The sequence below is a fragment of the Duganella zoogloeoides genome (assembly GCF_034479515.1).
GTDB classification, from domain to species: domain Bacteria; phylum Pseudomonadota; class Gammaproteobacteria; order Burkholderiales; family Burkholderiaceae_D; genus Rugamonas; species Rugamonas zoogloeoides.
This window is the reverse complement of the sequence record NZ_CP140152.1, coordinates 1,758,988-1,784,199: the sequence shown is the minus strand read 5'-3', so window position 1 is coordinate 1,784,199 and position 25,212 is coordinate 1,758,988. Positions and strand designations below refer to the sequence as shown.

Annotated in this window: 26 protein-coding genes and 1 tRNA gene; 10 read left to right on the top strand and 17 right to left on the bottom strand. The window is 62.7% G+C overall.

Features of this window, described 5'->3' with window-relative positions; all coding sequences use genetic code 11:
* Positions 1–39: 39 nt before the first annotated feature.
* The 3 genes from SR858_RS07965 to SR858_RS07955 form a co-directional block, all read right to left on the bottom strand.
* The gene (locus SR858_RS07965) at positions 40–384 is read right to left on the bottom strand and encodes a KfrB domain-containing protein (RefSeq protein WP_019922218.1); all 345 of its coding nucleotides are present in this window, start codon (positions 382–384) and stop codon (positions 40–42) included.
* 31 nt (positions 385–415) lie between these two features.
* A complete protein-coding gene (locus tag SR858_RS07960) occupies positions 416–1,147 on the bottom strand; it encodes a DNA-binding protein (protein WP_019922217.1) in 732 nt (243 codons plus the stop codon).
* A 335-nt stretch (positions 1,148–1,482) separates the two neighbouring features.
* The gene (locus SR858_RS07955; RefSeq protein WP_019922216.1) at positions 1,483–2,370 is read right to left on the bottom strand and encodes a ParB/RepB/Spo0J family partition protein; all 888 of its coding nucleotides are present in this window, start codon (positions 2,368–2,370) and stop codon (positions 1,483–1,485) included.
* Between the two features lie 276 nt (positions 2,371–2,646).
* On the opposite strand from SR858_RS07955, the gene SR858_RS07950 reads away from it, so the two are divergent.
* Together SR858_RS07950 and SR858_RS07945 are read left to right on the top strand one after the other, a co-directional pair.
* Positions 2,647–3,051, top strand: coding sequence for a hypothetical protein (locus SR858_RS07950; protein ID WP_322534523.1), 405 nt, complete (start codon positions 2,647–2,649; stop codon positions 3,049–3,051).
* Positions 3,035–3,268, top strand: a complete 234-nt coding sequence (locus tag SR858_RS07945; protein ID WP_019922214.1) for a helix-turn-helix transcriptional regulator — start codon at positions 3,035–3,037, stop codon at positions 3,266–3,268. Before SR858_RS07950 ends, SR858_RS07945 begins: the two co-directional genes overlap by 17 nt.
* Positions 3,269–3,376: 108 nt before the next feature.
* Here SR858_RS07945 and SR858_RS07940 read toward each other — a convergent pair whose 3' ends face one another.
* From SR858_RS07940 to cysS, 7 genes are all read right to left on the bottom strand, one after another.
* Positions 3,377–4,567, bottom strand: coding sequence for a tyrosine-type recombinase/integrase (locus SR858_RS07940; RefSeq protein ID WP_019922213.1), 1,191 nt, complete (start codon positions 4,565–4,567; stop codon positions 3,377–3,379).
* A gap of 247 nt (positions 4,568–4,814) precedes the next feature.
* Positions 4,815–4,907: transfer RNA gene (locus SR858_RS07935), tRNA-Ser, on the bottom strand.
* A 113-nt stretch (positions 4,908–5,020) separates the two neighbouring features.
* On the bottom strand, positions 5,021–6,268 hold the full coding sequence (locus SR858_RS07930; RefSeq protein ID WP_019922212.1) for an aspartate kinase: 1,248 nt from the start codon (positions 6,266–6,268) through the stop codon (positions 5,021–5,023).
* Positions 6,269–6,409: 141 nt separating this feature from the next.
* On the bottom strand, positions 6,410–7,987 hold the full coding sequence (gene tilS / locus SR858_RS07925) for a tRNA lysidine(34) synthetase TilS (protein ID WP_019922211.1): 1,578 nt from the start codon (positions 7,985–7,987) through the stop codon (positions 6,410–6,412).
* Between the two features lie 207 nt (positions 7,988–8,194).
* Entirely contained in the window at positions 8,195–9,169 is a 975-nt protein-coding gene (locus SR858_RS07920; RefSeq protein WP_019922210.1) for an acetyl-CoA carboxylase carboxyltransferase subunit alpha, read from the bottom strand.
* Positions 9,170–9,275: 106 nt separating this feature from the next.
* The gene (locus tag SR858_RS07915) at positions 9,276–9,947 is read right to left on the bottom strand and encodes a DNA-3-methyladenine glycosylase family protein (protein WP_019922209.1); all 672 of its coding nucleotides are present in this window, start codon (positions 9,945–9,947) and stop codon (positions 9,276–9,278) included.
* The gene (gene cysS, locus SR858_RS07910; protein WP_019922208.1) at positions 9,947–11,338 is read right to left on the bottom strand and encodes a cysteine--tRNA ligase; all 1,392 of its coding nucleotides are present in this window, start codon (positions 11,336–11,338) and stop codon (positions 9,947–9,949) included. The genes SR858_RS07915 and cysS overlap by 1 nt, the downstream gene beginning before the upstream one ends.
* A gap of 213 nt (positions 11,339–11,551) precedes the next feature.
* On the opposite strand from cysS, the gene SR858_RS07905 reads away from it, so the two are divergent.
* Genes SR858_RS07905 through SR858_RS07895 form a run of 3 tightly spaced genes read left to right on the top strand, consistent with a single transcriptional unit; the run spans position 11,552 to position 13,526 of the window.
* A complete protein-coding gene (locus SR858_RS07905) occupies positions 11,552–12,196 on the top strand; it encodes a peptidylprolyl isomerase (protein ID WP_019922207.1) in 645 nt (214 codons plus the stop codon).
* Positions 12,197–12,245: 49 nt separating this feature from the next.
* Entirely contained in the window at positions 12,246–12,740 is a 495-nt protein-coding gene (locus SR858_RS07900) for a peptidylprolyl isomerase (protein ID WP_019922206.1), read from the top strand.
* 6 nt (positions 12,741–12,746) lie between these two features.
* Positions 12,747–13,526 carry a UDP-2,3-diacylglucosamine diphosphatase gene (locus SR858_RS07895; RefSeq protein ID WP_019922205.1) on the top strand — a complete coding sequence of 260 codons (780 nt, stop codon included), beginning with the start codon at positions 12,747–12,749 and terminating at the stop codon, positions 13,524–13,526.
* Positions 13,527–13,529: 3 nt separating this feature from the next.
* On the opposite strand, the gene SR858_RS07890 is transcribed toward SR858_RS07895, so the two are convergent.
* The 4 genes from SR858_RS07890 to SR858_RS07875 form a co-directional block, all read right to left on the bottom strand.
* The gene (locus tag SR858_RS07890) at positions 13,530–14,279 is read right to left on the bottom strand and encodes a tetratricopeptide repeat protein (protein ID WP_019922204.1); all 750 of its coding nucleotides are present in this window, start codon (positions 14,277–14,279) and stop codon (positions 13,530–13,532) included.
* A gap of 20 nt (positions 14,280–14,299) precedes the next feature.
* Positions 14,300–14,812 (bottom strand): GAF domain-containing protein, encoded by a 513-nt coding sequence (locus tag SR858_RS07885; protein WP_019922203.1) that lies wholly within the window; start codon positions 14,810–14,812, stop codon positions 14,300–14,302.
* A gap of 87 nt (positions 14,813–14,899) precedes the next feature.
* Positions 14,900–15,481, bottom strand: coding sequence for a DUF1439 domain-containing protein (locus tag SR858_RS07880; RefSeq protein WP_019922201.1), 582 nt, complete (start codon positions 15,479–15,481; stop codon positions 14,900–14,902).
* 60 nt (positions 15,482–15,541) lie between these two features.
* On the bottom strand, positions 15,542–17,740 hold the full coding sequence (locus tag SR858_RS07875; RefSeq protein ID WP_051120323.1) for a bifunctional SulP family inorganic anion transporter/carbonic anhydrase: 2,199 nt from the start codon (positions 17,738–17,740) through the stop codon (positions 15,542–15,544).
* 495 nt (positions 17,741–18,235) lie between these two features.
* Here SR858_RS07875 and SR858_RS07870 point away from each other — a divergent pair, with 495 nt between their 5' ends.
* The 5 genes from SR858_RS07870 (at position 18,236) to SR858_RS07850 (ending at position 22,773) form a co-directional block, all read left to right on the top strand.
* Positions 18,236–18,958, top strand: a complete 723-nt coding sequence (locus SR858_RS07870) for a DUF72 domain-containing protein (RefSeq protein WP_019922198.1) — start codon at positions 18,236–18,238, stop codon at positions 18,956–18,958.
* 359 nt (positions 18,959–19,317) lie between these two features.
* Complete coding sequence (locus SR858_RS07865; RefSeq protein WP_051120322.1) at positions 19,318–20,460, top strand: GGDEF domain-containing protein; 1,143 nt, start codon at positions 19,318–19,320, stop codon at positions 20,458–20,460.
* A gap of 113 nt (positions 20,461–20,573) precedes the next feature.
* Positions 20,574–20,954 (top strand): GntR family transcriptional regulator, encoded by a 381-nt coding sequence (locus tag SR858_RS07860; protein ID WP_040377813.1) that lies wholly within the window; start codon positions 20,574–20,576, stop codon positions 20,952–20,954.
* Positions 20,951–21,826 carry an ABC transporter ATP-binding protein gene (locus tag SR858_RS07855; protein WP_019922195.1) on the top strand — a complete coding sequence of 292 codons (876 nt, stop codon included), beginning with the start codon at positions 20,951–20,953 and terminating at the stop codon, positions 21,824–21,826. The genes SR858_RS07860 and SR858_RS07855 overlap by 4 nt, the downstream gene beginning before the upstream one ends.
* Positions 21,823–22,773, top strand: coding sequence for a hypothetical protein (locus SR858_RS07850; RefSeq protein ID WP_019922194.1), 951 nt, complete (start codon positions 21,823–21,825; stop codon positions 22,771–22,773). Before SR858_RS07855 ends, SR858_RS07850 begins: the two co-directional genes overlap by 4 nt.
* A 112-nt stretch (positions 22,774–22,885) precedes the next feature.
* On the opposite strand, the gene SR858_RS07845 is transcribed toward SR858_RS07850, so the two are convergent.
* From SR858_RS07845 to rlmB, 3 genes are all read right to left on the bottom strand, one after another.
* A complete protein-coding gene (locus SR858_RS07845) occupies positions 22,886–23,563 on the bottom strand; it encodes a YceH family protein (protein ID WP_019922193.1) in 678 nt (225 codons plus the stop codon).
* A 30-nt stretch (positions 23,564–23,593) separates the two neighbouring features.
* Positions 23,594–24,346: a serine O-acetyltransferase gene (gene cysE, locus SR858_RS07840; protein ID WP_019922192.1), complete on the bottom strand. Its 753-nt coding sequence runs from the start codon at positions 24,344–24,346 to the stop codon at positions 23,594–23,596.
* Between the two features lie 118 nt (positions 24,347–24,464).
* Positions 24,465–25,208 carry a 23S rRNA (guanosine(2251)-2'-O)-methyltransferase RlmB gene (rlmB, locus tag SR858_RS07835; protein ID WP_019922191.1) on the bottom strand — a complete coding sequence of 248 codons (744 nt, stop codon included), beginning with the start codon at positions 25,206–25,208 and terminating at the stop codon, positions 24,465–24,467.
* Positions 25,209–25,212: the final 4 nt, after the last annotated feature.

Sequence of the window (25,212 nt, the reverse complement as noted above, 5' to 3'; positions counted from 1 at the left end):
CGTCCCGGCGAAATGTGGAACATCGGCCTGCGGTGACCGCTACCGCCTGATACCGCGCCGCACTTGCTGGCCTTCCTGTTCGCAGCTTGCCTTGCCCTGGGCGTATGCGATCCGCGCCGCTGCGCCGTGCGCCGGCGCCTGCGCGAAGGCATCGGCGTCGTGCCTGACGAGGGACTGCCCCGACTGCTGGAAGACCGAGTGCCGGTCCGCATGGACGATGACGCCAAGATGGGACTTGGCCCTGTCCGCTGGCTGGGCGGCGTCGAAGCGGTAAATGCCCGGCTTGAGCTGCCCTGCCTTATCGACCTTGTTGGTCACCCATTTGCCGTCGCTCTCGCTTTGCAGCAGGCGCTGGCCGTTCATTACCAAGACCCTCTGGCTCATCTAAATCTCCCGGCATGGGGCGTCGTCGCGGTCACTGTCGTTTCCGATCACTATAGTCTTTTGTCGCAGGAATTCTGCCGCCGATTGCACCGGAGACCATCTGCATCAAGCGCAGCATCTCGACGCGAACTGCAGCAAGCTCCGTCTGGCTGGCTGCTTCCTTTTCTGCCTGGGCGGCATTGGCGGCATGGGCGCGGTCAAGCTCGGTGCGCAGCTCGTCGGCGCGCCGCTCGATCTCCACCGCGCGCGCTGCGTGGGTGCGAACCTCTGCCTGCGCCGCGCTCAAGTTTGACTCCATGCGCGAGATCGATTCCAGGTGGGCGTGGGTCGCGGCCTCCAGTTCGGCGATGCGCTGCCTGCACGCTGCTCGCTCATCGTTGGCTTTTTCCAGTTCAGCCGCCTGCTCCTCGAAGGCTTCGACCATTTCGCGGTTCAGTTGTTCGTTCTCGGCGCGCTCGGCGTCCCACGCCACCTGCAGGTTCGCCATGCTCTGACTGGCATGGTCCTGCGCCGCGCGCCACAGTGCCTCCAGGCCGGTACGGTGGATATCTTGCAAGGCTGGTGGCACATCGACCGGGACCGGCTTGGCGCCGGCAAGCTGCGCGCGGCGCCAGGCCTTCATGACCTGGCTGGCGTCGTTCATGCTCACGCGCGCCGCCTTGCGTACGGCATCAACGGTAGGAAACTCGATGCCGCCACCCTGCGCGAACAGCGTGTCGGCGGCGGACATGATGCGGCCTGGAATATCGGTATCGGTGTTCATGATGCGCCCTCCCCTAAAAAGAATATTATTCTTATTACTGGGACGGACCTTGAGGCGTATCAAGCAGTAGTAATAATAGGAATAAGAGTATTAATAGGAATAATATTCTTACTATTATTATTGATAGAAGATGCGTGCGCCTCGGAAGCACGATCTTGTGGATGCGACAGATGGGCGGCCCTCCCCCAGGTCGGCGCCTGATGAATGACGAGCACGATCATGGACTGGACCGCATTGGCGGCAAGGTCGGTGACTGGCAAGCGTAGCACCCGTAGTGCCGGCGCCAACGGCGACAGCGCGCGGCGAAGCTGAAATGAGATAAATCGTTTCTTGCATCAGAGACCGCGCCAGGCATCGCCTTGCAAATCCGACAGCCTCACCTCTGCGGTGCGCCCGTCGTCGTAGCGCACCCATGCCAGCTGGCGGCTCGACGGGCGGCGCATCAGCAACTCGCACGATAGCCCGGCATGCGTGAGCAGCAGCACGCCCTTGAAGGCCGGCGCCCTTGCCTGCCGCGCCAGCGAGGACGCGTCAGGAACGCTGTCGCCGGCTGCCAGTTCCGGCGGATCTCTGGCCAGCGTTTGAAGTTCGATCGACTGCGCCAGAAACTCGCGCAGCATGCGCACCGATCCGCGGGTAACTTCCTGCTGATCGTCATCGAGCCACGCCGTCACCAAGTCGGGCCGGTCCCTGTAAGCCTGCACCAGTTCATTGACCAGCGAGACGTCGCGCACCCGCGCCGAACTGAATGCCCGCGCCACCGGCGTCGGCAGGTCGAGCAGCGTGGCATGCTGGGTGACGTAGGCAGCCGACTTGCTGATGCGCTGCGCAATCTCTTTGCGGCGCAGCCCCCGCGCCAGTTCGCGCCCGATGTAGTCGGCGATCTCGCGCGCCGTCAGGTCGTTGCGCTGGAGGTTCTCGATAACCTGGTCGGTTTCGTTGTAGTCGTTGTCGATAAAGGCGGGAACGGTGCGCAGGCCGGCCAGGCGCGCGGCGCGGAAACGGCGGGCGCCGTGGTTGACGATGTAACGTCCCGGCCTGCCCGGATGCTCGCGTACCGAAATCGGCGTCTTGACGCCGCGCAGCCTGACCGATTTCGCCAGTTCACCGAGGCTGGCGGCGGAAAAGCCCGGGCTGTCCGCCGCGCGCGGCTGGTGCGGATCTTCGTCGATGAGATCGAGCGGCAACTGGAGCGGTGCGCCCCGCGTCGCCGGCTTTAACATGGATGTGCCATCGTGTTGCCCTCCACCATTGCTCAATTCCACCATGCTGACCGGACCGTCACGACGCGCGTTGAGAAAAGTCAACTCCAGTAAGGTGTGTGAATTTAGCGGCTGAAACAATGACGGGCGCCGTCTCCGAAAGGACCTTCCTGCCGCATTTGATCCATTCGATATTTCCGTCGTCTTTCGCTTTGCCGCGTCTGGAAGCCCTTGCATACTGGTTTCGTCATTTCGACATACTGATCGCGCGGCAGTTCCGCGCCAGGCCAGGAGGCTATGATGAGCGAACGTATGCTGCATTTCATGGGACCATCGCGCTGGGACGAAGTCGGCGCCATCGTGGGCGACCGCGTTGCACTGCTGGAGTTAAGGGCGGCGCTCGATGACGCGATTGCCACAGGCGCCGGCGGCACGCTGAGCTTCCAGTCGGACGGGGAACCGTACGCGCTGGTGGTGGCAATAGAGCGCGACATGGGCCCCGTACACACGACCTACGCCGCAGAGAAGACCCGGTGCCGGTCGCTGCGCGAAACGGTTCCCATGCGCACCGTGGCGCGCTTCAACGAGGGCTACCGCAAGGCGCTGGCGTTCCGCGACAACTTGTACCGGGGCATTGCACCGCCGGTACCGCCAGTTGACGGGGACGAGGCTTACGGAGCTTGCCATGACAGCGCCCAGTGAAGACCGCCGGTCGGTGGCGCGCCCGGCCAGTCTGTGCCTGGTGCGCCTGCCGGAGGTCAAGGCGATCTGCGGCCTGTCGCGCAGCAGCATCTACCTGCTCATCCGGGATGGCCGCTTTCCTCCTCCTGTCGCCATCAGTGGCCGCGCCCGTGGGTGGGTGCGCCACGAAGTCGAGCGATGGGTGGCAGAGCGCATCCGCGCCAGCCGCCAGCAATGAGCGCACCAAGGTGACTCTTTCCGCCACGCGTGAGGGCTTCGTGTACCACCGGTTCTCACGCCTCCCACACCCCAAGTAAGACACCTTGCAGGCCATGCCTCCGCCCGCTCAGCGCGCTCGGGAACAATAGTCCGCCCACGCCTGCATCAGCACAACGCGCTTGTCGAGCAGATCCCCGCGCCGGTAGGCCGCCTCCACCCGGTCCGGCAAACTATGGGCCAGCGCATGCTCGCACACCTCGCGCGTAAAATTGTTGCCTTCCGCCTCCGCGCACCAGTCGCGGAACGACGACCGGAAGCCGTGGACAGTGATGTCACCCCGGTCCATGCGCCGCAGCACCGCCGTCAGGCTCATGTCCGACAGCGGCTGCTGCTTCACGCCGGGGAACAACACCCCGGTACGGTGCGGCAGCGCTGCCAGCAGCGCCATCGATGCATCCGACAGCGGCACCCGGTGCTCCTTGTTCGCCTTCATGCGGCCCGCAGGGATGGTCCACAAGCGCCCTGGCAGGTCGATCTCGTCCCAGGTGGCCCCACGTACCTCGCCCGACCGCGCGGCCGTCAGGATCGTGAACTGCAGCGCCAGCGCGCCCATGCCGGCGTTGCCGCGCAGTTCGGCCATGAAGGCGCCGATGTCGCGCCACGGCAGCGCCGCGTGGTTTTTGACGGGCGCGACCTTGCCGGGGTTGGCCAGCAGGTGGTCGAGGTGGCCGCGCCAGCGGGCCGGGTTCTCGCCCTGCCGGAATTTGCTCACGGTCGCCCAGTCGAGGATGCTCTCGATGCGGCCGCGCAGGCGGGTGGCGGTCTCGGTCTTGGTGTTCCAGATCGGCATGAGGACTTTAACGATCAGGTCGGTATCGACGTCGGCCACCGGCAGCGCGCCGATCACCGGCGCCGCGTAGGTGGCTAGCGTGGCCGCCCACTGCGCCGCATGCTTGGGATTGCGCCAGCCGCCACGGTGGGCCTCGATGTAGGCGGCGGCGCACTGGTCGAGCGTGATGCTGCGGGCTTTCTTTGCAGCGCGCGCCGTGCGGGCGTCGCGGCGGTCGGCAAGCGGATCGAGGCCCTGGTGCAGCAGCTGGCGGCACCGCCTGGCCAGTTCGCGGGCTTCGGCCAGCTCCACCACGCTGCAGGGACCCAGGCCCATCTCGTGCCGCCTGCCCTCGAGCTGGTAGCGGAAAATCCAACTTCTGGTACCAGAGGCGGACACCTGTAACACGAGGCCGCCGCCGTCGCCGTAGTAGCCCGGGCTGCGCAGTTTGGCGAGTCCCAGGCTGGTCAGTTTGTGGATGCCGGGCATGACAGTCCTCCCGCGTGATCGGAACCGGACCAGCGTAGCGACCGCGCAGGCGATGGAATTTGATCTGGAACAAACGGAAAACGGCGGGTAGTCGGCTGAGCCTGCAAAATCCTACCCCCCAGCCTACCCCCCAGTGCGCGCTGGCTTGGAGTGCATACTAGCGGACGCTACAGGACTCAAAAAAGGCCGTTTCCCCTATGAGAAAGGCGGAAATGAAAAAACCCGCCGAAGCGGGTTTTTAAGGTTCTGGCGGAGACGGTGGGATTCGAACCCACGATACAGGTATAAGCCGTATGCATCCTTAGCAGGGATGTGCCTTCGGCCACTCGGCCACGTCTCCTAGTCGATCACTCAACTATGTCTGCTTCACCAAACTACGCTGCAGCAGACGACCGTCATAGTATAGATCAGGACCGTTTCGGTCAAGGCTACCAGACGATTTTTTTTGAAATGTTATGCTTTTTCCAGTTCGAATGCTTTGTGCAGCGCGCGGACGGCCAGTTCCATGTACTTCTCGTCGATCAGGACCGAGATCTTGATTTCCGACGTCGAGATCATCATGATGTTGATGCCCTCTTCCGACAGCGTACGGAACATCTGCGAGGCCACACCCACGTGCGAGCGCATGCCTACGCCCACCACGGAGATTTTCGAGACCTTGGCGTCGCCGGTGACACTGGCGGCGCCCAGCTCTTCGCGGGTGCCGTTCAGGACGTCGATGGCGCGCTGGTAGTCGTTGCGCGAAACGGTGAACGTGAAGTCGGTTTTACCTTCGACCGACTGGTTCTGTATGATCATGTCCACTTCGATATTGGCATCGGCCACTGGTCCGAGGATGTGGTACGCCACGCCCGGACGGTCGGGCACGCCCAGCACGGTGATTTTGGCCTCGTCGCGGTTGAACGCGATACCGGAGATGACTGCTTGTTCCATGTGTTTGTCTTCCTCAAACGAAATCAGGGTGCCAGAGTTGGCTTCTTCTTCGATGTCGAGCATCGGGTCGGTCAGCGACGACAGCACGCGGGTCGGGACGCGGTAGTTGCCGGCGAATTCCACCGAGCGGGTTTGCAGCACTTTCGAGCCCAGCGACGCCAGTTCCAGCATTTCTTCGAACGTGATCGCTTTCAGGCGGCGCGCTTCGGAGACCACGCGCGGATCGGTCGTGTACACGCCGTCAACGTCGGTGAAGATCAGGCATTCGTCGGCCTTCATGGCAGCGGCAATGGCCACGGCCGAGGTATCGGAACCACCACGGCCGAGCGTGGCGATGTTGCCGAGGTCGTCAACGCCCTGGAAGCCGGTGATGATGACGATCTTGCCGTCGTCGAGGTCGCGGTTGACCTTGGCGTCGTCGATCGACTGGATGCGGGCCTTGGTGTAGGCGGAATCGGTTTTAATCGCGACTTGCCAGCCGGCGTAGGAAACGGCCTGCTTACCGATCGCCAGCAGCGCCATGGCCAGCAGGCCGACCGAGACTTGCTCGCCGGTGGAGGCGATCATGTCCAGTTCGCGTGGATCGGGCTGGGATTGAATTTCTTTGGCCAGGCCGATCAGGCGGTTGGTCTCGCCCGACATTGCCGAAGGTACCACGACGATGCGGTGACCGGCGTCATGCCACTTGGCGACACGCCGCGCGACGTTCTTGATACGGTCCGTCGAACCCATCGACGTACCGCCATATTTGTGCACGATTAAAGCCATAACAGAGAGTTTTCCGCTCATTAAAGGTAAATGGAACCCTAAACTCTACATGCGGCAGTGCAAAATAACAAGTCACAAAGCTCATATTCTCATACCGTATAGGCATATGCACATACAAAATTCGGCAAATGTGCCGAATTCCTACACAGCCTGCCAACGCAGCCGGATACGCCCTGCTCCAGTGTCCAAATGCTTGCAATCCATGCCGATGCCGGCGGCGAAAATCAGCTCCTTGCCGGCGTGTACCACCGGCAAACGGCCGCGCTCCCAGGCCGGGATGTTGAGTTCCTGGAAGTGATATTTGAGGGGGCGGGTCGGCCGGTTATCGGCGCGTTTCAGACGTTCGCCGCCACGGCGGAACTCGATCAAGAGTGGCTGGCTGCGCAGCCAGTCCGCATCAACGCCGGTAGGCAGCGCGTTGACAGTATCGAGGCCGGACCACGTGTTAGCAGCATCGCCGCCAGTCGGCAGCGCGTTGGCGGTATCGACGCCGGCCGACAAACGGTTACCGGTATCGATGCTGGACGGCGCCGAAACGATGGCATCGACTGCAGCGGTCGAAGCGGCGGTGTTGTCTGCGCCCTCGACCGCTTCCACCACATCGAAATGCAACACGCCGCCATACGCGGGAAACGCCATCTGCGCCTCGCCATTCCAACGGAACGGCGTGCCGGGGGTCTGGTCGAACTGGTCTTCGCGCGTGCCTTCGAGGTCGGCCAGCTTGGGCGTCAGGTGCAGGCGGTCGCGGTAGCGGCGCACGTGGCAGTCGGGATGGGTGACCAGCACTTGGGCGTCGTCGCGCGCTTCGAGCAGCTGGGTCACGGTTTCCGCCAGCCAGGCTGCGCTCGGCATGCGCAGGCCACGGGTACCGAACCAGTGGCGCAGCAGGTTGTGGATGCGGTCCAGGCTGAGCAGGCGCAACTGGCGCATGTCGAGGCAGTCGCCATCGAGACACAGGGCCAGGTCTTGCTGCGCCAGTTCGGTGAGCAGGCGCTGGGCGGACTGGGCGTGCGATGCGCTGCGCGCCAGGCGCTCCTGGAAGCCGGAGAAGGCATCGGCCAGGGCCGGCATGATGGTGCGGCGCAGCGCATTGCGGGCGAAGCGCGGGTCGTCGTTCGATTCGTCGTAAATATGGGTGATGCCGTGCGCGGTCACGTACTGGTCGAGCTGCTTGCGCGATGCGGTGAGCAGCGGCCGCGCCATCACCAGCTGGTCGTTGGCCAGCAGGCTGGCGGCAGTATTGGCCGCATCCATACCCGACAGCCCGGCAGGCCCCGAGCCACGCAGCAGTTGCAGCAGCACGGTCTCGGCCTGGTCGTCCTGGTGGTGGGCGGTGAGCAGCAACTCAATGCCGTGCTCGCGGCACAGCGCGCCCAGGGCCGCGTAGCGGGCCTTGCGGGCGGCTTCCTCGGTGCCGGTCTTGTCCTTGCGCTGCAGCTCTACCTGGCGCGCCTGGAACGGCACGCCAAGGGCGGCGCAGGCTTGTTCGCAGTGGGCCAGCCAGGCGTCGGCGTTGGGGCTCAGGCCATGGTGAATGTGGAAGGCGTGCAGTTCCAGGCCGTGTTCGGTGGCGTGGGCGTGGGCCAGGTGCAGCAGGGCCGAGGAGTCGAGGCCACCGCTAAGGGCGATGGCGATTTTTTCGGTGTTGCCGGCTTGTGCGCGGGAGGCGCTGACCGCCTGGGCGAAGATGCTGGCGAGCGTAGGGATTTGCTGCTTCATTGTGTGATTCCAAATGCGAACCGGGGGCGACGCGTTTGCGTGCCCCCGGTTGGGTTCTATGGGTCCCCGCGTGCGCGGCCGTCCGCCGGTGCGGGATGACGGCTCATCGGCCAGCGCGTATGCAGGCGGCCGCATTGCCGCTTGAGAGCCAACACTGATGCTGACGGTCGCGCTGCTGCACGGGCTGACGGCGCATGCGGTCGGTTCTTATTCCTGCGGCGTGGTTTCCTTGAACTTGCCGTAGCCCAGCAGCTTCTGGTGGCGGGCTTCGATCAGGTCCTTGGTTTTCATGCCGTGGAACTGGCGCAGCGAGTCGGCCAGTGCGCGCTTGAGCATGGTGGCCATGGCTTTCGGGTCGCGGTGGGCGCCGCCCAGCGGTTCGTTGATGATTTTATCGATCAGGCCGATGGCTTTCAGGCGGTGCGCGGTCAGGCCCAGCGCTTCGGCGGCGTCAGCCGCGCGCTCGGACGTTTTCCACAGGATCGAGGCGCAACCTTCAGGCGAGATCACCGAGTAGGTCGAGTATTGCAGCATCAGCACCGAGTCGCCCACGGCAATCGCCAGCGCGCCGCCGGAGCCGCCTTCGCCGATGATGGTGGCAATCAGCGGCACTTTGAGTTCCGCCATCACGTACAGGTTGTGGCCGATGGCTTCGGACTGGCCGCGCTCTTCGGCATCGATCCCTGGGAATGCGCCCGGGGTATCGACAAACGTGAAGATCGGGATGCCGAATTTTTCAGCCAGCTTCATCAGGCGCATGGCCTTGCGGTAGCCTTCCGGCTTCGGCATGCCGAAGTTGCGCATGGCGCGCTCTTTCGTGTCGCGGCCCTTCTGGTGGCCGATCACCATGCAAGCCTGGCCGTTGAAGCGGGCCAGACCGCCGACGATGGACTGGTCGTCCGCGTAAGTGCGGTCGCCGTGCAGTTCGTGGAAGTCGGTAAAGATTTCGTTCACATAGTCCATCGTGTATGGACGCTGCGGGTGGCGCGCGATTTGCGCGACCTGCCAGGGCGTGAGCTTGGCGTAGATGTCTTTGGTCAGCTGCTGGCTCTTCTTGGCCAGACGGTCGATCTCCTCCGAGATGTCGACGGCCGAGTCGTCCTGGACGAAGCGCAGCTCTTCGATTTTGCCATCGAGCTCGGCAATCGGTTGCTCAAAATTGAGGAAAGTCGTTTTGGTCATTGTACCTCCGGGATTATTCTTGGCTGCGCCCATCGGTGATCGATGAGCCTGCTTCAGGCGGGCAAGGACCGGACTCAACCCAGGCCTCACGCAGCAATTAGAGTGGTTATTCTACAGTAACCGGGTCCAGACTACGCCATAAGTACCACGTTGCCACGGTGCGCCAGGGTTCCCAGTTGGCCGAGACTTCACGCGCATCGCTGCGCGAAACAGGTTCACCTGAGAAATAGTTCTGGCTGATGCCCTGGATCAAACCCGGGTCATCGAGCGGCAAAACATTGGGACGTAGCAAATTAAATATCAAAAACATCTCCGCTGTCCAGCGCCCGATACCACGAATTTGCACCAGCTCGGCAATTACGGCTTCGTCTTCCATCTGGCCCCACAGGGCGCTGTGGACGCGTTTGTTCTTGAAGTGGTCGGCCAGGTCGAGGATGTACTCGGTCTTGCGCTTGGACAAGCCGCAGGCGGACAGCTGCTCGGCGCCGGCCTTGATTACTTGCGCGGGCGTGCACTTGGGACACGCGAGCAGCAGCTTGCGCCAGGCGGCGTCGGCCACCTTGGGCGTGACCTGCTGGCCCACGATGGAGCGCGCCAGCGTGGTAAACGGGTCGTCGTGCCCCACCAGGTGCAGATCGCCGAACTGCGGGATCAGCTTTTTCATGATGCGATCGCGCTTCATCAGCTCGATCTTGGCCTGTTCCCAGTACGGCGGCACGGCCGATAGCGGACCGGCGGCATCGGGCGCGGAGGCCCCGTTATCCTTGGCGGTGACCATTATGCGCGGCGCCAGTTGGTCGTGCCGTCGGGTTTGTCCTCGAGGATGATGCCGGCGGCCAGCAGGTCGGCGCGGATCTGGTCCGATTCGGCGAAGTTGCGCGCCTTCTTGGCCGCTGCCCGCTGCGCGATTTGCGCGGCAATGGCGGCGTCGCCGGTGGTATCGGTTTCACCGACAGCCGCCTGCAGGAATTGTTGGGCGCTGCGGCCCAGCAAGCCAATCACGTCGGCCAGGCCTTTCAATTGACGCACCAGCGCCGGCGACTTGCTCCGGTTGATCTCGCTGGCGAGGTCGAACAGCACGGCAATCGCCACCGGCGTATTGAAATCGTCGTCCATCGCTTGCGCAAAGCGCACGGCGTGGGCTTCGGTCCAGTCGAGGTCGGCGCCATCGCCGTCCACACCGTCGAGCGCGGTGTACAGGCGCGTCAGGGCCACGCGGGCGTCGTCGAGGTGAGCATCCGAGTAATTGAGCGGGCTGCGGTAGTGGGCGCGCATGATGAAGAAGCGGATCACTTCGGCATCAAATTTTTTCAGCACGTCGCGGATGGTGAAGAAGTTGCCCAGCGATTTGGACATCTTTTCGTTATCGACGCGCACGAAACCGTTGTGCACCCAGTAATTGACCATGGTGCGGCCGAACGCGCCTTCGGACTGGGCGATCTCGTTTTCGTGGTGCGGGAACTGCAAGTCCGCGCCGCCGCCGTGGATGTCGAAATGTTCGCCCAGCAGCGCCGAGCACATGGCCGAGCACTCGATGTGCCAGCCCGGACGCCCCTTGCCCCACTTGGAATCCCATTTCACTTCTTCCGGCTCGGACTCTTTCGACGCTTTCCACAGCACGAAGTCGAGCGGATCGCGCTTGCCGGTGTTGACATCGACGCGCTCGCCGGCGCGCAGGTCGTCGAGCGACTTGCCGGACAGCCGGCCGTAATCAGGGAAGTTGCGCACCGCGTAGTTGACGTCGCCGTCCGTGCCCTGGTAAGCCAGGTCTTTTTGCTCGAGCGTTTCGATTAGCGCCAGCATGTGCGGCACGTATTCGGTGGCGCGCGGCACCAGCGTGGGCGGCAGAATGCCGAGCGCGCCCGTGTCTTCGTCCATGTATTGCGTGAAACGCGTGGTCAGCTGCGAGATGGTTTCGCCGTTTTCCACCGCGCGGCGGATGATTTTGTCGTCGATGTCGGTGATGTTGCGGGCATACGTGACGTCGTAGCCGGTGGCCAGCAGCCAGCGGTACATCACGTCGAACGCCATCATCATGCGCGCGTGGCCGATGTGGCAGTAGTCATAAATGGTCATGCCGCACACATACATGCGGACTTTGCCAGCCTCGATGGGAACGAATGTCTGCTTGTCACGCGCCAGCGTGTTGTAAATCTTTAAATTGCTCATCGGACTCTTGCGTATTATTGTCGTGATGCCACGTGCTTCGACAATACAAAAGCCGGGCGCGGCACCGTAAGGGCGCACCTGGATTCGCTTTGCCTTGGAAGACTGCCGGGCCTCGGTAGTGTTATTGTTTCCACCTGCCAGCAGGTAGAATGGCATGGTTTTGGAGAAGTATAGCATTGATAAAAACCGCATAGTCCACTAAAGGAAGTCCACATGCATCAAACCCAGCCTTCATTGTTCGGCCGCGTCGGCGCCCTGCTCGCCGGCCTGGCCCTGTCCGGCGCTGTCGCCATGACCGCTACCGCTGCAACAGCGGCCCCGGCCGAGCCGGCCGCCCACCCGCAGGTGGAACTCAAGACCACCATGGGCAACATCGTGCTGGAACTGGACCGCGAGAAAGCGCCGAAGTCGGTCGACAACTTCCTCGCCTACGTCAAGTCGGGCTATTACAAGGGCACCATCTTCCACCGCGTGATCGACGGTTTCATGATCCAGGGCGGCGGCTACGATGAAAAACTCAAGAGCAAACCAACGCGCAAGAATGTTCCGAGCGAATCGCCAAACGGCCTGACCAACGATGCCTACACCATCGCCATGGCGCGCATGGACGATCCCAACTCGGCGAACTCGCAGTTTTTCATCAACGTCGCCGATAACCAGGGCCTCAATTTCCCCGGCAGCGACGGCGTCGGCTACACGGTCTTCGGCAAGGTGATCGACGGCCGCGAGACCGTGGACAAGATCAAGGGCGTGCTGGTGGACGACAAGGGCATGTTCCAGAATATCCCGGTCACCCCCATCTTCGTCAAGTCGGCCACCATTTTGAAAACCCCGATCGTGCCCAAAAATGTAGAATAGCGCCCTGCCGCTGCTTCGACACTTATTGATAAATTAATTAAGGAACATCATGACCAAAGTCATCATCACCACCAACAAGGGCAAAATGGTTGCCGAGCTGAACGAACAACTGGCGCCTAAATCGGTGGAAAACTTCCTGGCCTACATGAACGCCGGCCACTACACCAACACCATCTTCCACCGCGTGATCGACGGTTTCATGATCCAGGGCGGCGGTTTCGAGCCAGGCATGAAGCAAAAGCCAGCTGATGCCACCGTGGAAAACGAAGCCAAGAACGGCCTGAAAAACGAGCCATACACGCTGGCCATGGCGCGCACCTCGGCGCCGCACTCGGCATCGGCCCAGTTCTTCATCAACATCAAGAACAACTCGTTCCTCGACTACCCGGGCCAGGACGGCTGGGGCTACGCCGTGTTCGGTAAAGTTGTCGAAGGCACCGAAGTCGTGGACGAAATCCGCAAGGTCAAAACCACCCGCAGCGGCATGTTTGCCGACGTGCCAGCAGAAGACGTGATCATCGAAAGCATCGAACTGGCTGCCTGATTCTTGATGAGCAATACCCTGACCGGCGCGCGCGCGTCCGACGCAAGCGCGCTGTTCATTTCAGACCTGCACTTGCAGGCCGCGCAGCCCGCCATCACGGCAGCGTTCCACGACTTCCTGGAACGCCATGCGCGGCATGCGCCCCAGTTGTACCTGCTCGGCGACCTGTTCGAATACTGGGCCGGTGACGACGACCTCATTGATCCCTTCAACCGCGAAATCATCACCGCGCTGCGCCGCGTCAGCGATGCGGGCACGGCCATCTACTGGATTGCCGGCAACCGTGATTTTCTGGTCGGTGCGGACTTTGCCGCAGCCGCAGGCGTGACCTTGCTGCCGGAAGTGTTCGTAACCGAGATCGGCGGCCAGCGCCTGGTGCTGGTACACGGCGATGCCCAGTGCACGGAAGACATCAAATACATGGAATTTCGCGCCATGGTGCGGCAGCCGGCATGGCAGCAGCAGTTCGTGGCGATGCCGCTGGCGCAGCGCAAAGCGATCATCGCCGGCATGCGCGAAAACAGCCGCAAGGACCAGGGCGCCAAGACCATGGAAATCATGGATGTGACGCCGCAGGCGATTGCCGACCTGTTTGCGCAAACCAATACGAACATCATGATCCACGGCCACACCCACCGCCCTGCCCTGCACCTGGCAGGCGCTACGCGCCGCTACGTGCTGCCGGACTGGGAGCCGGAGGCGACGCCGCCACGCGGTGGCTGGATTGCCATCGATAGTGCCGGCGTGATCACGCGCCACGATGTACGTGGCGCAGTTATTTCCTGAGTTTTAACGCAACGCCGCCATTGCAGCATTGAGCCGCTTGATCAGCGGCTGGTTCAGATCCCGCGTTTGCGGCGTCCAGCGCTCGATGGTGCGGCGCAGTTCCACTTCCAGCGCGCGCGCCTTGTCGGCATCGCCCGCGCCGGCCGCCCAGATCGCATATTCGGCCTGGGTGGTAAAACCGCTATAGCGGCTCAACGCATGTTCGAACTCGGCGCGCGCCTCATCCTGGCGCCCTGCTGCCGCCCAGGCCTGCGCCAGCAACAGCGACACCTGCTCGGCCCGGAAGCCGTCGTTGGCGGCGCGGATGGTTTGCAGGTGTTTTACCGCATCGTCGGCGCGGCCGGCAGCGAACGTGGCGCGCGCGGCGCCAAAGCGGATTTCCAGGTCGCCCGAGAACGGGCCCTGCAGGCACGCTTCATACGTCGTCGCGGCTTCGGCGGCATTGCCGCCTTCGAGCAGCGCGCTGGCCAGGCGCATCTGGTTTTGCGCGGTGGGCGTGTAGTCGTACGCTTCGCGCGCCTCGCGCAGTTCGCGGCCCGGGTCCAGGGTCTTGACGGCCACGTTGGCGACCTTGCGCGCGCCCTGGTTGATGTGCGAGCTGGGCAGGTAGATGGCGATGAAGTACACCACGCTGCCGATCAGCGGAAACATGAACAGGATCAGCAGCCAGTAAATCGGCTGGCCGTTGCGCACCGCGTGCACGGCAAAGAAGATTGCCACCAGGATGTGGATGCCGATGCCAAAAATTTCCATTTGCTGCCTCTACAGTATCGTCAAGGGAGCGATTGTAGAAGCTTCGCCGCGCCATCACAACCCTGGTTAATTAAGAGCGAGGCCGCGCATGGTGAAACTGAAGGTTGTGGCAGCGTCATCGGACACCACGGCGATCTCGCCGCCATGCGACTTGGCAATCTCGGCGACAATGAACAAACCGCGGCCCAGGCCCTTTTCGCGGCGTTCGACAGCGCGTGTTCCGCCTCGGCCAGCTTGCGGTTGTTTTCCAGCTGCACCGAGATCAGCTGGGCGAACAGCTTGAGGGTACTGGTCACCTTGTGCGTGGATAACTCGTTGGGTACCGGGTCGAGCCCGCACAGGGTGCCGAAACAGGCGCCGTCGGGGCGGAACAGCGGTATCGAAAAATAACCCTGGAAGCCGTAGATGCGCGGCGTGTGATGGTCGCGGCAGCGGCCGTCGTCGGCCACGCTGTCGAGCACCGCGCGGGTGGTCCACGAATCGGCCGTCACCCGCGCCACGCAGACGAAGCGCAGCCCGGTCAGCGCCGCCACCGTTTCGAAAATGGTGGGGAAGGCTCGATCGACTGGATCTGCGCAATGTCGGCGGCGATGTCGTGCTGCAGCGGCAAGCCGGGCATGTTAGCGGCCACCGGTTGCCGATTCCGCCGGCCGCAGCCGCGCCACCAGCGCGCCGGGACGGGTATCGATGGCGGTCAGTTCGAACTGCACGCCGGCATAGCGCAAGTCTTCCGGCTTGAAGGTGTGCACGGCCACGTTTTTTACCAGGGTGTCGCTGAGCAGGTTGGCCACGCTGGCCAATTGGGTTTGCTTGCCGGCGTCCATGTTATCGAGCGCGAACCGGTCCACGTGGGTGTCGGCGATGTACACGGTATTGCGCACAGGATCGACGTTAAGACGGCCTGACACCGCCATCGATACGCGCCACGACTGCCGCGCCAGCAGCGGCGTGACGTTCAGATCGAACGTCAGCGCCACCCGGTTGTTCTCGGCCAGGATGGCCAGTTGCGGACGACTGAGCTCGACGTCGAAAATGCCCAGCACGCGATGGTGCATGGGAAACTTCCGGTCCAGGTTCTGTTGCAGCTTTTCCTGTCTGACTTCGACGTCGCGCGGGCCAATCAAGGCGGCGCAGGCCGACAGCAGGCCGGCCAGTACCAGCAACGACAGGGACGGCGAAAAATAGCGTTTCAGCTTGGTCATGGTGGTTCCATCGATGAGATAGCGCCATTATGACCCACCTGCCGCGCGGTGTCGCGGGAACTAGGCCGCGATGTGAAGCGGACGCTGCGGATCGAAGGTATCGGGCGCCACCAGCTCGCCGAACGCCACGTTGCGCGAGGCAATGTCGTGGAAGGCGCCCACCAGGCCGATCTCGCCGCGCCGGATGGCGGACCGTAGGAACTCGCTGCCGTCGATAATTTCTGCCAAGGAATTTTCGACGTTGTGGCGCGCCACGCGGTCGCGCAGTTCCTTGTCGCCCAGGTGGCTGTGTTCGCCGCATTGGTGGATCGCCCACTGGATCTTTCCGGTGATGGCGCCGATGCTGTGCGAACCTTCCTGCTGCATGGCCAGGCCAATTGCGCCGCACGACGAGTGGCCTTTCACCACGATCAGCTTGGCGCCAAGCTTGGCGGCGATTTCCAGGCTGCCGATGATTTCGCGGCTGATCACGTTGCCGGCGATGCGGATAGTGAGCAGGTCACCGAGGCCGGCATCGAAAATGATTTCCGGCGACGTGCGCGAGTCGATGCAGTTGACCACCACCGCCATCGGGTGTTGGCCGCCAGCCGTGGCGCTGGCCTGGTGCACATAATCATTCTCGAAGCGCCGTCCTTCGCGGAAGCGCTGGTTGCCCTCCTTGAGCACTTGTAGCACGGCTTCGGGCGCCAGCTTTTTCTGGGTGGCGTGGTCGAGCACCGGTACGAACTGGTCGGGCGCATCCTGGCGATACACCTCGCGCAGGCCCACCACGCTCAGCTGCACGTCGCGCTCGGCCGCCACAGTGCGGTAGTCTTCGATCACTTCCATCGCGTCGTGGTCGATATAGTCGGTGCCGGACGCGTTGATCACCACCTGCGAACCGGCAGGGATGTTCCACAGCGCTTCCTTGATGGTGGCCTTGTTCAGGAACGATACCTGGTTCGGCAATTCCATCTTGATCACGTCGCCGATATGCAGCTTGTACTGCTGCAGCGAGTACGGGTTGCGGAAGTTGCTGCGCAGCAGATAGAACAGGCCGGCAACCAGGCCGATCACCACGCCGGTCAGGAGATCGGTCGCGACAATCGCCACCACGGTGATCACGAACGGCATGAACTGCGTGCCGCCCTTGCCGTACATCTCGCGGAACACGGCCACGTTGGCCAGCTTGTAGCCGGTGGTGATCAGGATCGCGGCCAGGGCCGCCAACGGAATCATGTTCAGCACGGGACTGAGCAACAGTACGCCGCCTAGCAGGAACACGCCGTGCAGCACGGCCGAGGCCTTGGTCCGGTTGCCCGACTGGACATTGACGGTGCTGCGCACGATGACGGACGTCACCGGCAAACCGCCGAGCAGGCCGGCCAGCATATTGCCCACGCCCTGGGCCAGCAATTCGCGGTTGGCCGGCGTTTCTCGTTTCAGCGGATCGACCTTGTCCACGGCTTCCACGTTGAGCAGGGTTTCCAGCGACGCCACGATGGCAATCGTGATGCCCACCAGCCAGACGTCGAGGTTGGCCAGGTGGCGCAGGTCGGGCAGCAGCAGCAAGGCGCCGGGGTTGCTGGCGTCAAGCGGCGGCAAATCGACCAGGTGGGTCGCGGAAATCGCCAGCGACGGCACATAGGCAGCGAAAAAGGCGTTCAGTCCGATGGCAAACGCCACCACGAACAGCGGCGCCGGCAGCATCTTGAATCGTCCGAGCGGCGTTTTGCCCCAGTACACCAGCATGAGGATCGACAGCGCCGAAATGAGCAGCGCGCCCGGCGTGATGAACTCGACCGCCCGGCCCAGCATCGAGAACAGGTTCTCGCCATTGCCCTGGAAGAAGGAGAAATTGTCGGCGTTCTTCGGATCGTAACCGAACGCATGCGGAATCTGGGTCAGGATCAGCAAGATGCCGATCGCCGCCAGCAGCCCCTTGATCACGCTCGACGGCACGTAATTGGCGATAAAGCCGGCGCGGCACAAGCCCATCACCACTTGCAGCGCGCCGGCGATCAGGATCGCCACCAGCAGGATCTCGAAGCCGCCGAGCTTGGTCACCGACGCCAGCACCACTGCCGCCAGTCCGGCCGCCGGGCCGCTGACACTGGTTTGCGAGCCGCTGAGCGCGCCCACCACGATGCCGCCGATAATGCCGGAAATAATCCCCGACATCAGCGGCGCGCCGGAAGCGAGCGCAATGCCCAGGCAGAGCGGCAAGGCCACGAGAAAGACCACGAGGGCGGCCGGAATATCATATTTAAGATTCTTCATGATGGGCGTCCATATTAAAAATGTGAGTGGCGGCCGGCGCAATAAATCGACGCGCAGGACGTCCTCCCGGGTGAGATGGGATAAAACAGAAACAAGGATGAATACAAAGTTTTTATATTGCGCTGTGGTTATTCCGCGCGCAATGTCCTGCTCTGTCATGCCGAAGGATCACCTGGCATTGATGGAGGACTTGTCTGGCGTTGAGCTTGAAAAGAAATATAGCATGGACTTTTGCAGTGCACAAAAGTTTTTCACCTGAATTTGCATTAATATTTTATTGCCAGCACTTAAAATTTTTCATTCAGATATTCAAATTATCCATTGGAAATTAAGCGAGTTTTTATTTCCGGCAATGTGAATAATCTTTATGCAAATTCAAATAAAACCATGCTCAGTAATATTACGTAGTTGATTATACGTAGTGAATCGTGGCGTGGCATGGCGTCATAAACAGAGTCGGGCGACGCGTTTGCGCGCAGCGCCCTACAATGCACGATGAACAACATTATCCGCATCGGCTGCGCCGGCTGGAATATCGGCCGTGAAGTGGCCCCCTCCTTTCCCGGCGCCGGCAGCCATCTCGAACGCTATGCGCGCGTGCTGAACGCGGTGGAAATCAATTCGTCTTTCTACAAGCCGCACCAGGCCTCCACCTACGCGCGCTGGGCCGCCAGCGTGCCCGACGCTTTTCGCTTTGCCGTGAAGCTGCCGCGCAGTATCAGCCATGACCAGCGGCTGGTCGGTATCGAGGCGCTGCTGGCCGCGTTTGCCGGGCAAGCCAAATCGCTCGGCGACAAGCTTGGCTGCATCCTGGTGCAACTGCCGCCCAGCCTGCGGTTCGATACCAGCGTGGCCGACGCCTTCTTCGCCCACCTGCGCCAGCACTTTGCCTGTACCCTCGCCTGCGAAGCGCGCCACGGCAGCTGGTTCGGCGACGACGCCACGGCGTTGCTGCGCGCCCATGACGTTACCCGCGTAATCGCCGATCCGCCGGCAGGCGCACCGGCTCCGTTCGCGCTCACCTCCGACATCGTGTACGCACGCCTGCACGGCAGTCCGCGCATGTATTACTCGTCCTACTCCGACGAATACCTGGACCAGGTGGCAGCCTGGATCAGCGGACGCGATGCCTGGTGCATCTTCGACAATACGGCCTCGGGCGCAGCGCTACCGAACGCGTTGGACCTGCAACGCCGCAGTGTGGAAGTTCACCGTTAAGATTTCACGGTTAACTTTGCCTGGCTGCCGGTGACGGCGATATGGGTGAGCGCGGCGGTGGGCGCAGCCCCATGCCAGTGCCTGACGCCCGGCGGGCACCAGACCACCGCCAGCGGCAGAATACGCCAGAGTCGTATCACCATGCGTGAGTTCCTTGATCGAATAGAGTCAACCTGCAGAAAACCCAATGTAGCTGCTGCGCTATCGAGCGCATCGAGGCAAAAAGTGCATGCGCTTATTAGCCAGGCTCATCAATCAGACTGTTCAGGGCGATGGACATTGCCCAAAGCCGATTAGCCTTACGGCATGCAAGGAGTTGCTGGTATCCTTGCAGATCACGAAATCCCCCACTTTCCACTGTGATATTGCTCGATCCTACGACCATCGTTCTGACGTCGACCCTGATGGCGGCGGCGATGACCATCGTGTTGTTTTCCGCCTACCGCAGCTTCCCTGCCGACGTGCGAGGGTTGGGCCATCAGTCGCTGGGCATGTTATCGCTGACGGCGAGCGGCTTGTTATTCTGCGCAGGGCCACTGATGCCGGAAGCGGTGTTACTGTTCGTGGCCAATAGCACCATGCTGGCCGCCGCCGGGCTGATGCTGATCGGCACCCAGATCTTCTACGGTCGCAAGCCAAGCTGGTGGTGGCTGGCGCTGGCGTGGGTGGCCGGCATGGCCTGTCTGATCGGCTGGTATGTCATCACCCAGGACTACGCGTTGCGGGTGGCGGTGTTTTCATCGTTGACGCTGTCGTTCTACGTGGCGCAACTGGTGCTGCTGGTGCGCCATGGCGAACGCCACTTCTCCAGCTGGTTTTTCGGCGCGCTGTTGCTGGTGCAGTCGCTGGTGCTGCTGGTGCGGTTGCTGGCGGCGCTTAGCGGCGCGGTCGGCACCAGCAACGCCAGCAACGGCGCGGTACAGGGCATTTTCCTGTTGACCGCCAACTTCATGACGCTGATGATGGCGGTCGGCTTCATGACCATCGCCACGCGGCGTCTGCAGGTTGTGATGGAGCATCGCTCCAACTCGGACCCGCTGACCGGGGTGCTGAACCGGCGCGGTTTCGCCGACGCCTACCGCCGCGAGGTAGCGCTGATGAAACGCCATGGCCAGCCGATCACCCTGCTCAGCATCGACCTCGACTACTTCAAGGCCATCAACGACCAGCATGGCCACGCAGTCGGCGACCAGGTGCTGGTGCATGCGGCACGCACCACCGTCTCCGCCCTGCGCGAGATCGACCACGTGGCGCGCTTCGGCGGCGAGGAATTCATCGTGCTGCTATCGGGCACCACGGCCGAGCAGGCGAAAGCGATGGCGCAACGCATCCATGGCTTGCTGTTTGCAGCGCGCGGCGGCAACGTGCCGGACTACACGGTCAGCATCGGCATCGCCAGCCAGCAGTCGCCAAACGAGAGCCTGGAAGCGCTGATGGCGCGCGCTGACGCCGCCCTCTACCGCGCCAAGGCCGCCGGCCGCGACCGCAGCGAGACGGTGTGAGCGCGCCGGCCCGGCGCCATCCGGCCAAGACCATCCATCCTCTGCAAAATTATTGCCTTTTTGATTTTTAGTGTTATAGTTCACTACAACACCACATCAAGAGGACTCCATGTATGTCAGCGACAGACTGGAATGACAACGCGCCGATTTATCGGCAGTTGAAGGACAAGGTGGTCGGCATGTTGCTCGACGGCTTGCTCAAGGCGGGCGATGCCCTGCCGTCGGTGCGCCAGGTGGCGGCCGATTATCAACTCAACCCAATCACGGTGTCGCGGGCCTACCAGGAACTGGTGGACGAGGCGCTGGTGGAAAAACGCAGGGGGCTAGGCATGTATGTAACCGAAGGCGCACACGACAAACTGCTGGCGAGTGAACGCGAGCGCTTCATGCGCGAAGAATGGCCGGCCATGCTCGAACGCATCCGCCGCCTCGGCCTCGACACTGCCGCCCTGCTGGGCGCTGCCGCACCGGCACCGTCGGGAGCAAAGCCATGAACGCCGAACTGAATCCGGATGCCGTGATCACCGCCACCGGCATCACCAAGCGCTACGGCAAACACACCGCACTCGACAACGTCAGCTTTACCATCGGCGCCGGCCGCATCGTCGGCCTGGTCGGACCGAATGGCTCGGGCAAGACCACCACGCTCAAGGCCATCCTGGGGCTGACACCGTTCGAGGGCGGCTTGTCGGTGCTGGGCCGCGACCCACGCACCGAGCGCGAACTGCTGATGAACGACGTGTGCTTCATTGCCGACGTCGCCATCCTGCCCAAGTGGCTGAAAGTCAAAGACGCGATCGACTTCGTGGCCGGCGTGCACCCGCGCTTCGACCGCGCCCGCGCCGAACAATACATCGCCACCACCAAGCTGACGCCGAACATGAAGGTGGCCGCCATGTCCAAGGGCATGGTGGTGCAGCTACACCTGGCGCTGGTGATGGCGATCGACGCCAAATTGCTGGTGCTCGACGAACCCACGCTGGGCCTGGACATCCTGTATCGAAAACAGTTCTACCAGAACCTGCTGGAAGATTATTTCGACGAACAGAAGACCATCGTCATCACCACCCACCAGATCGAGGAAGTCGAGCACATCCTGTCGGACCTGATGTTCATCGAGAACGGCCGCATCGTGCTGGCCGCCAGCATGGATGAAGTGGGCGAACGCTATGCCGAGGTGATGGTCGAGCCGCAATTCGTGGCCGTCGCCAGCGCGCTGGGTCCGATCTCGCAGCGCACCGTGTTCGGCAAATCGGTGATGCTGTTCGACCGCGCCGACCGTACCCAACTGGCCACCTTCGGCGAAGTGCGCACGCCCAGCGTGGCCGACCTGTTTGTCGCCACCATGAAAGGACAACCACAATGAAGACCATGAAATGGCTGATCAAGCGCGAATTGTGGGAGCACAAGGGCATGCTGGTGTGGACGCCGCTGGTGATCGCCGGCTTGATTGCTGCGCTGGCGCTGCTGGCGGTATTCATCGGCAAGGACATCCAGTTGTCCGGCGACGCCATCACCGCGCAGAGCTTCACGGTCAGCATCCAGGGCCAGGCGCGCGCTACCCTGGTGAGCACGCTGGCCCAAGGCTATATCGTTTCTGCCGTGCCGGTGTACCTGGTGCTCGGCTTCCTGGTGTTCTTCTATTGCCTCGGTGCGCTCAACGACGAGCGCCGCGACCGCAGCATCCTGTTCTGGAAATCGTTGCCGGTATCGGACCAGACCACGGTGCTGTCCAAGGTTGTCACGGCGCTGGTGGTCGCGCCGCTGATCGTGATCGGTATCGCCGTTGCGCTGTCGCTGGTGTTGCTGCTGGCGGTGGCCGCCAAGCTGTCACTGCACGGCACGGTGCTGTTCGGCGACCTGCTGGCCACGCCCGAGCTGTACCTGGCGCCGCTGCGCGTGCTCGGCCTGCTGCCCGTCTACATGCTGTGGGCGCTGCCCACCGTGGGCTGGCTCCTGATGATCTCGAGCATGGTGCGCTCGAAAGTGTTCGTGTGGGCCGTGGGCCTGCCGGTAGGCGCTGGGCTGCTGTTGGTGTGGATGCAGAAAGTGCTGGGCTTCGATCTCAGCGTCGGCTGGTTCATCAGCAACGTCACCAACCGCCTGTTGCTGGGCGTGGTGCCGGGATCGTGGATGTGGTTCGACCGCAGCCGGCTGGCGCTGTCGGAAGAACACGGCCTGCCCACGCCGACCGACGCCTTCCTGTATTCATGGTCCACGCTGGCTAACGTGGGGCTGTGGGTGGGCGTGGTAGCAGGTGTGGCGATGATTGCGGTGGCGATCCGCATGCGCCGCCGCCGCGAGGAAGGTTAAGCGCCTGATCCAGCCTCCAGCGCGGCGTTGCAACTCCTCGCCGTACGCTCGTACTGTCTTCGTCGCTGCGCCCTGCTCCGAAGCCTGGATCAGGCGCTTGCAGCGTTTCTGATTATTCAAACTGCTGGCGGAAGGCGGCGAACTGCGCCGTCAAGTCATCGACCTGGCGGCGCAGCTGCTGCACTTCCTGCTCAAGCGCGCCGATTTTTGTCCCCTGCCCCGCACCGCCGACCGAGCCGCCCAGGCTGGCGGCGGTTTCCTCGCGTGCCAGCGCTTCTTCGCCGGCCAGCAGGTGGCCGTAGCGCGGCTCCTTGGTGCCGGGCGCCAGCGGCAGTTTCGACACTAGCGGCGGATATTTGTCGATCAAAAATTGCAGCGCATGTTCCACCTCGGCCACCGACTTGAAGTCGTGCAGGCGACCGCTGCGGGTGCGGATTTCTCCGGCCGTTTGCAGGCCGCGCAGCATCAGCATGGTCAGCACGGCCAGCTTGTCCTGCTCCAGCGTGAACTTGATGCGCAGGCGGTGCTCGTACTTGGTCACGCGTGCACCGGCCTGGGTGATGCCGTTGACGTACTTGGCCTGCATCAGCCGCTGCAACACCTCGGCCACCGTGTCTTCCGAAATCGACATCACCGGGTCGCGGCTCGACAATTGATTGCAACCATTGACCAGCGCGTTCAGTGACAGCGGATAGTTATCGGGCGTGAGCGCTTCCTTCTCGGCCAGCACGGCCAGCACGCGCAGCTCGAACGGGTCCAGTATCTCGAGGCCTTCGGGCGTTGTTTCCATGTGCAGCGTTCCTTCTTCTGGTTATTCGCGTTATTCGACGAGCTTGTTCAATTGATCGGAATTTAATTTATCACATTCAGGCACGCCCTGGCACTCGAGGCCGGCTGCGCGCATGGTGGCGACCAGGCGCTCGATGCGCGCCTCCTGCTTGACGGCGTTTTCGATCAGGCCGCGCAGCGCTTTCGACAGCGGATCGTCGCCGTTTGGCGTGACGCCGTAGGCCGAGAACGGGCTGGAAGCGAGGGGAGTGGCGGCAGCGCCGAGTAAATCCTTCTGGACGACATGGGCCGGATTGCCGACGGCAGTGGCGCCCGCAGGCACCGGTTTCAGGAGTACCGCGTTCGAGCCCACCTTGGCATAGTCGCCGACGGTAAAACCGCCAAGCACCTGGGCGCCGGCGCCGATGATCACGCCGCGCCCCAAAGTGGGATGTCGCTTGGCGCCCGCGTGCAGCGACGTGCCGCCAAGGGTGACGCCCTGGTAGATGGTGCAGTCGTCGCCGATCTCGGCAGTCTCGCCGATCACCACGCCAAAGCCGTGGTCGATGAATACGCGGCGCCCGATCGTGGCGCCGGGATGGATTTCGATGCCGGTGACGATGCGCGCACCATACGAGATGAAGCGCCCCAGCCACTTGGCGCCGTGCCACCAGCACCACGACGCCCAGCGGTGCATGACGATCGCCTGCAATCCGGGATAACAGGTGAGCACTTCCCAGGCATTGCGGGCAGCGGGGTCGCGTTCGATGATGCTGTTGATGTCTTGGCGCAGATGGTGGAACATGGGTGTTCGAGTGACAACGGAAACGCGTATCTTAGCGTAAGTTGGCTTAGCTCGTAGGGAACTGCCGGAGGGACTTGCAAGGACCTCCCGGCAGGAGGCCCCAGGGTGCTGCTGGAACTTAAGCTTCCTTGGCGATGCGCTGGCGGCGCGCCTCGTACAGGCACACGCCCGACGCCACCGACACGTTCAGGCTCTCGACCGAGCCGAACATTGGAATGCTCACCAGCACGTCGCAGGTTTCGCGCGTCAGGCGGCGCATGCCCTCGCCTTCCGACCCCATGACCAGCGCAGTCGGGCCGGTGAAATCGGCTTCGTACAGGCCCTTCTCGCCGTCATCGGACGTGCCGATCAGCCAGATGTCGCGCTCTTTCAGCTCGCGCAGCGTGCGCGCCAGATTGGTCACCGTGATGTATGGCACGGTCTCGGCGGCGCCGCTGGCCACCTTGGCGGCAGTGGCATTCAGGCCCACGGCGCGGTCTTTCGGTACGATCACCGCGTGCGCGCCCACACCGTCGGCCACCCGCAGGCAGGCGCCGAGGTTGTGCGGATCGGTAATGCCGTCGAGGACCAGCAGCAGCGGCGGACCATCGATGGCGTCGAGCAGTTCATCGAGGTTGCGCGCCAGCGCCAGCTGCGACGCAAAGGCGATCACGCCCTGGTGGCGGCGAGTGCCGACGATCTTGTCGAGGCGGGCCGAATCGACCGGCATGATGCGCACGCCGGCAGCCTTGGCGTTGGCCACCAGGTCTTTCATGCGGCGGTCGTCGCGCGTGGCGTCGATGAAAATCTCTTCCACCGACGACGCCTCGTGACGCAAGCGCGAGGTCACCGCGTGGAACCCAAAAATCATTTTGTTCTTCATTTAC

Coding starts and splice junctions, on each gene's coding strand:
- SR858_RS07965 (WP_019922218.1), bottom strand. CDS start 384: ATGAGCCAGAGGGTCTTGGTAATGAACGGCCAGCGCCTGCTGCAAAGC.
- SR858_RS07960 (WP_019922217.1), bottom strand. CDS start 1,147: ATGAACACCGATACCGATATTCCAGGCCGCATCATGTCCGCCGCCGAC.
- SR858_RS07955 (WP_019922216.1), bottom strand. CDS start 2,370: ATGTTAAAGCCGGCGACGCGGGGCGCACCGCTCCAGTTGCCGCTCGAT.
- SR858_RS07950 (WP_322534523.1), top strand. CDS start 2,647: ATGATGAGCGAACGTATGCTGCATTTCATGGGACCATCGCGCTGGGAC.
- SR858_RS07945 (WP_019922214.1), top strand. CDS start 3,035: ATGACAGCGCCCAGTGAAGACCGCCGGTCGGTGGCGCGCCCGGCCAGT.
- SR858_RS07940 (WP_019922213.1), bottom strand. CDS start 4,567: ATGCCCGGCATCCACAAACTGACCAGCCTGGGACTCGCCAAACTGCGC.
- SR858_RS07930 (WP_019922212.1), bottom strand. CDS start 6,268: ATGGCTTTAATCGTGCACAAATATGGCGGTACGTCGATGGGTTCGACG.
- tilS (WP_019922211.1), bottom strand. CDS start 7,987: ATGAAGCAGCAAATCCCTACGCTCGCCAGCATCTTCGCCCAGGCGGTC.
- SR858_RS07920 (WP_019922210.1), bottom strand. CDS start 9,169: ATGACCAAAACGACTTTCCTCAATTTTGAGCAACCGATTGCCGAGCTC.
- SR858_RS07915 (WP_019922209.1), bottom strand. CDS start 9,947: ATGGTCACCGCCAAGGATAACGGGGCCTCCGCGCCCGATGCCGCCGGT.
- cysS (WP_019922208.1), bottom strand. CDS start 11,338: ATGAGCAATTTAAAGATTTACAACACGCTGGCGCGTGACAAGCAGACA.
- SR858_RS07905 (WP_019922207.1), top strand. CDS start 11,552: ATGCATCAAACCCAGCCTTCATTGTTCGGCCGCGTCGGCGCCCTGCTC.
- SR858_RS07900 (WP_019922206.1), top strand. CDS start 12,246: ATGACCAAAGTCATCATCACCACCAACAAGGGCAAAATGGTTGCCGAG.
- SR858_RS07895 (WP_019922205.1), top strand. CDS start 12,747: ATGAGCAATACCCTGACCGGCGCGCGCGCGTCCGACGCAAGCGCGCTG.
- SR858_RS07890 (WP_019922204.1), bottom strand. CDS start 14,279: ATGGAAATTTTTGGCATCGGCATCCACATCCTGGTGGCAATCTTCTTT.
- SR858_RS07880 (WP_019922201.1), bottom strand. CDS start 15,481: ATGACCAAGCTGAAACGCTATTTTTCGCCGTCCCTGTCGTTGCTGGTA.
- SR858_RS07875 (WP_051120323.1), bottom strand. CDS start 17,740: ATGAAGAATCTTAAATATGATATTCCGGCCGCCCTCGTGGTCTTTCTC.
- SR858_RS07870 (WP_019922198.1), top strand. CDS start 18,236: ATGAACAACATTATCCGCATCGGCTGCGCCGGCTGGAATATCGGCCGT.
- SR858_RS07860 (WP_040377813.1), top strand. CDS start 20,574: ATGTCAGCGACAGACTGGAATGACAACGCGCCGATTTATCGGCAGTTG.
- SR858_RS07855 (WP_019922195.1), top strand. CDS start 20,951: ATGAACGCCGAACTGAATCCGGATGCCGTGATCACCGCCACCGGCATC.
- SR858_RS07850 (WP_019922194.1), top strand. CDS start 21,823: ATGAAGACCATGAAATGGCTGATCAAGCGCGAATTGTGGGAGCACAAG.
- SR858_RS07845 (WP_019922193.1), bottom strand. CDS start 23,563: ATGGAAACAACGCCCGAAGGCCTCGAGATACTGGACCCGTTCGAGCTG.
- cysE (WP_019922192.1), bottom strand. CDS start 24,346: ATGTTCCACCATCTGCGCCAAGACATCAACAGCATCATCGAACGCGAC.
- rlmB (WP_019922191.1), bottom strand. CDS start 25,208: ATGAAGAACAAAATGATTTTTGGGTTCCACGCGGTGACCTCGCGCTTG.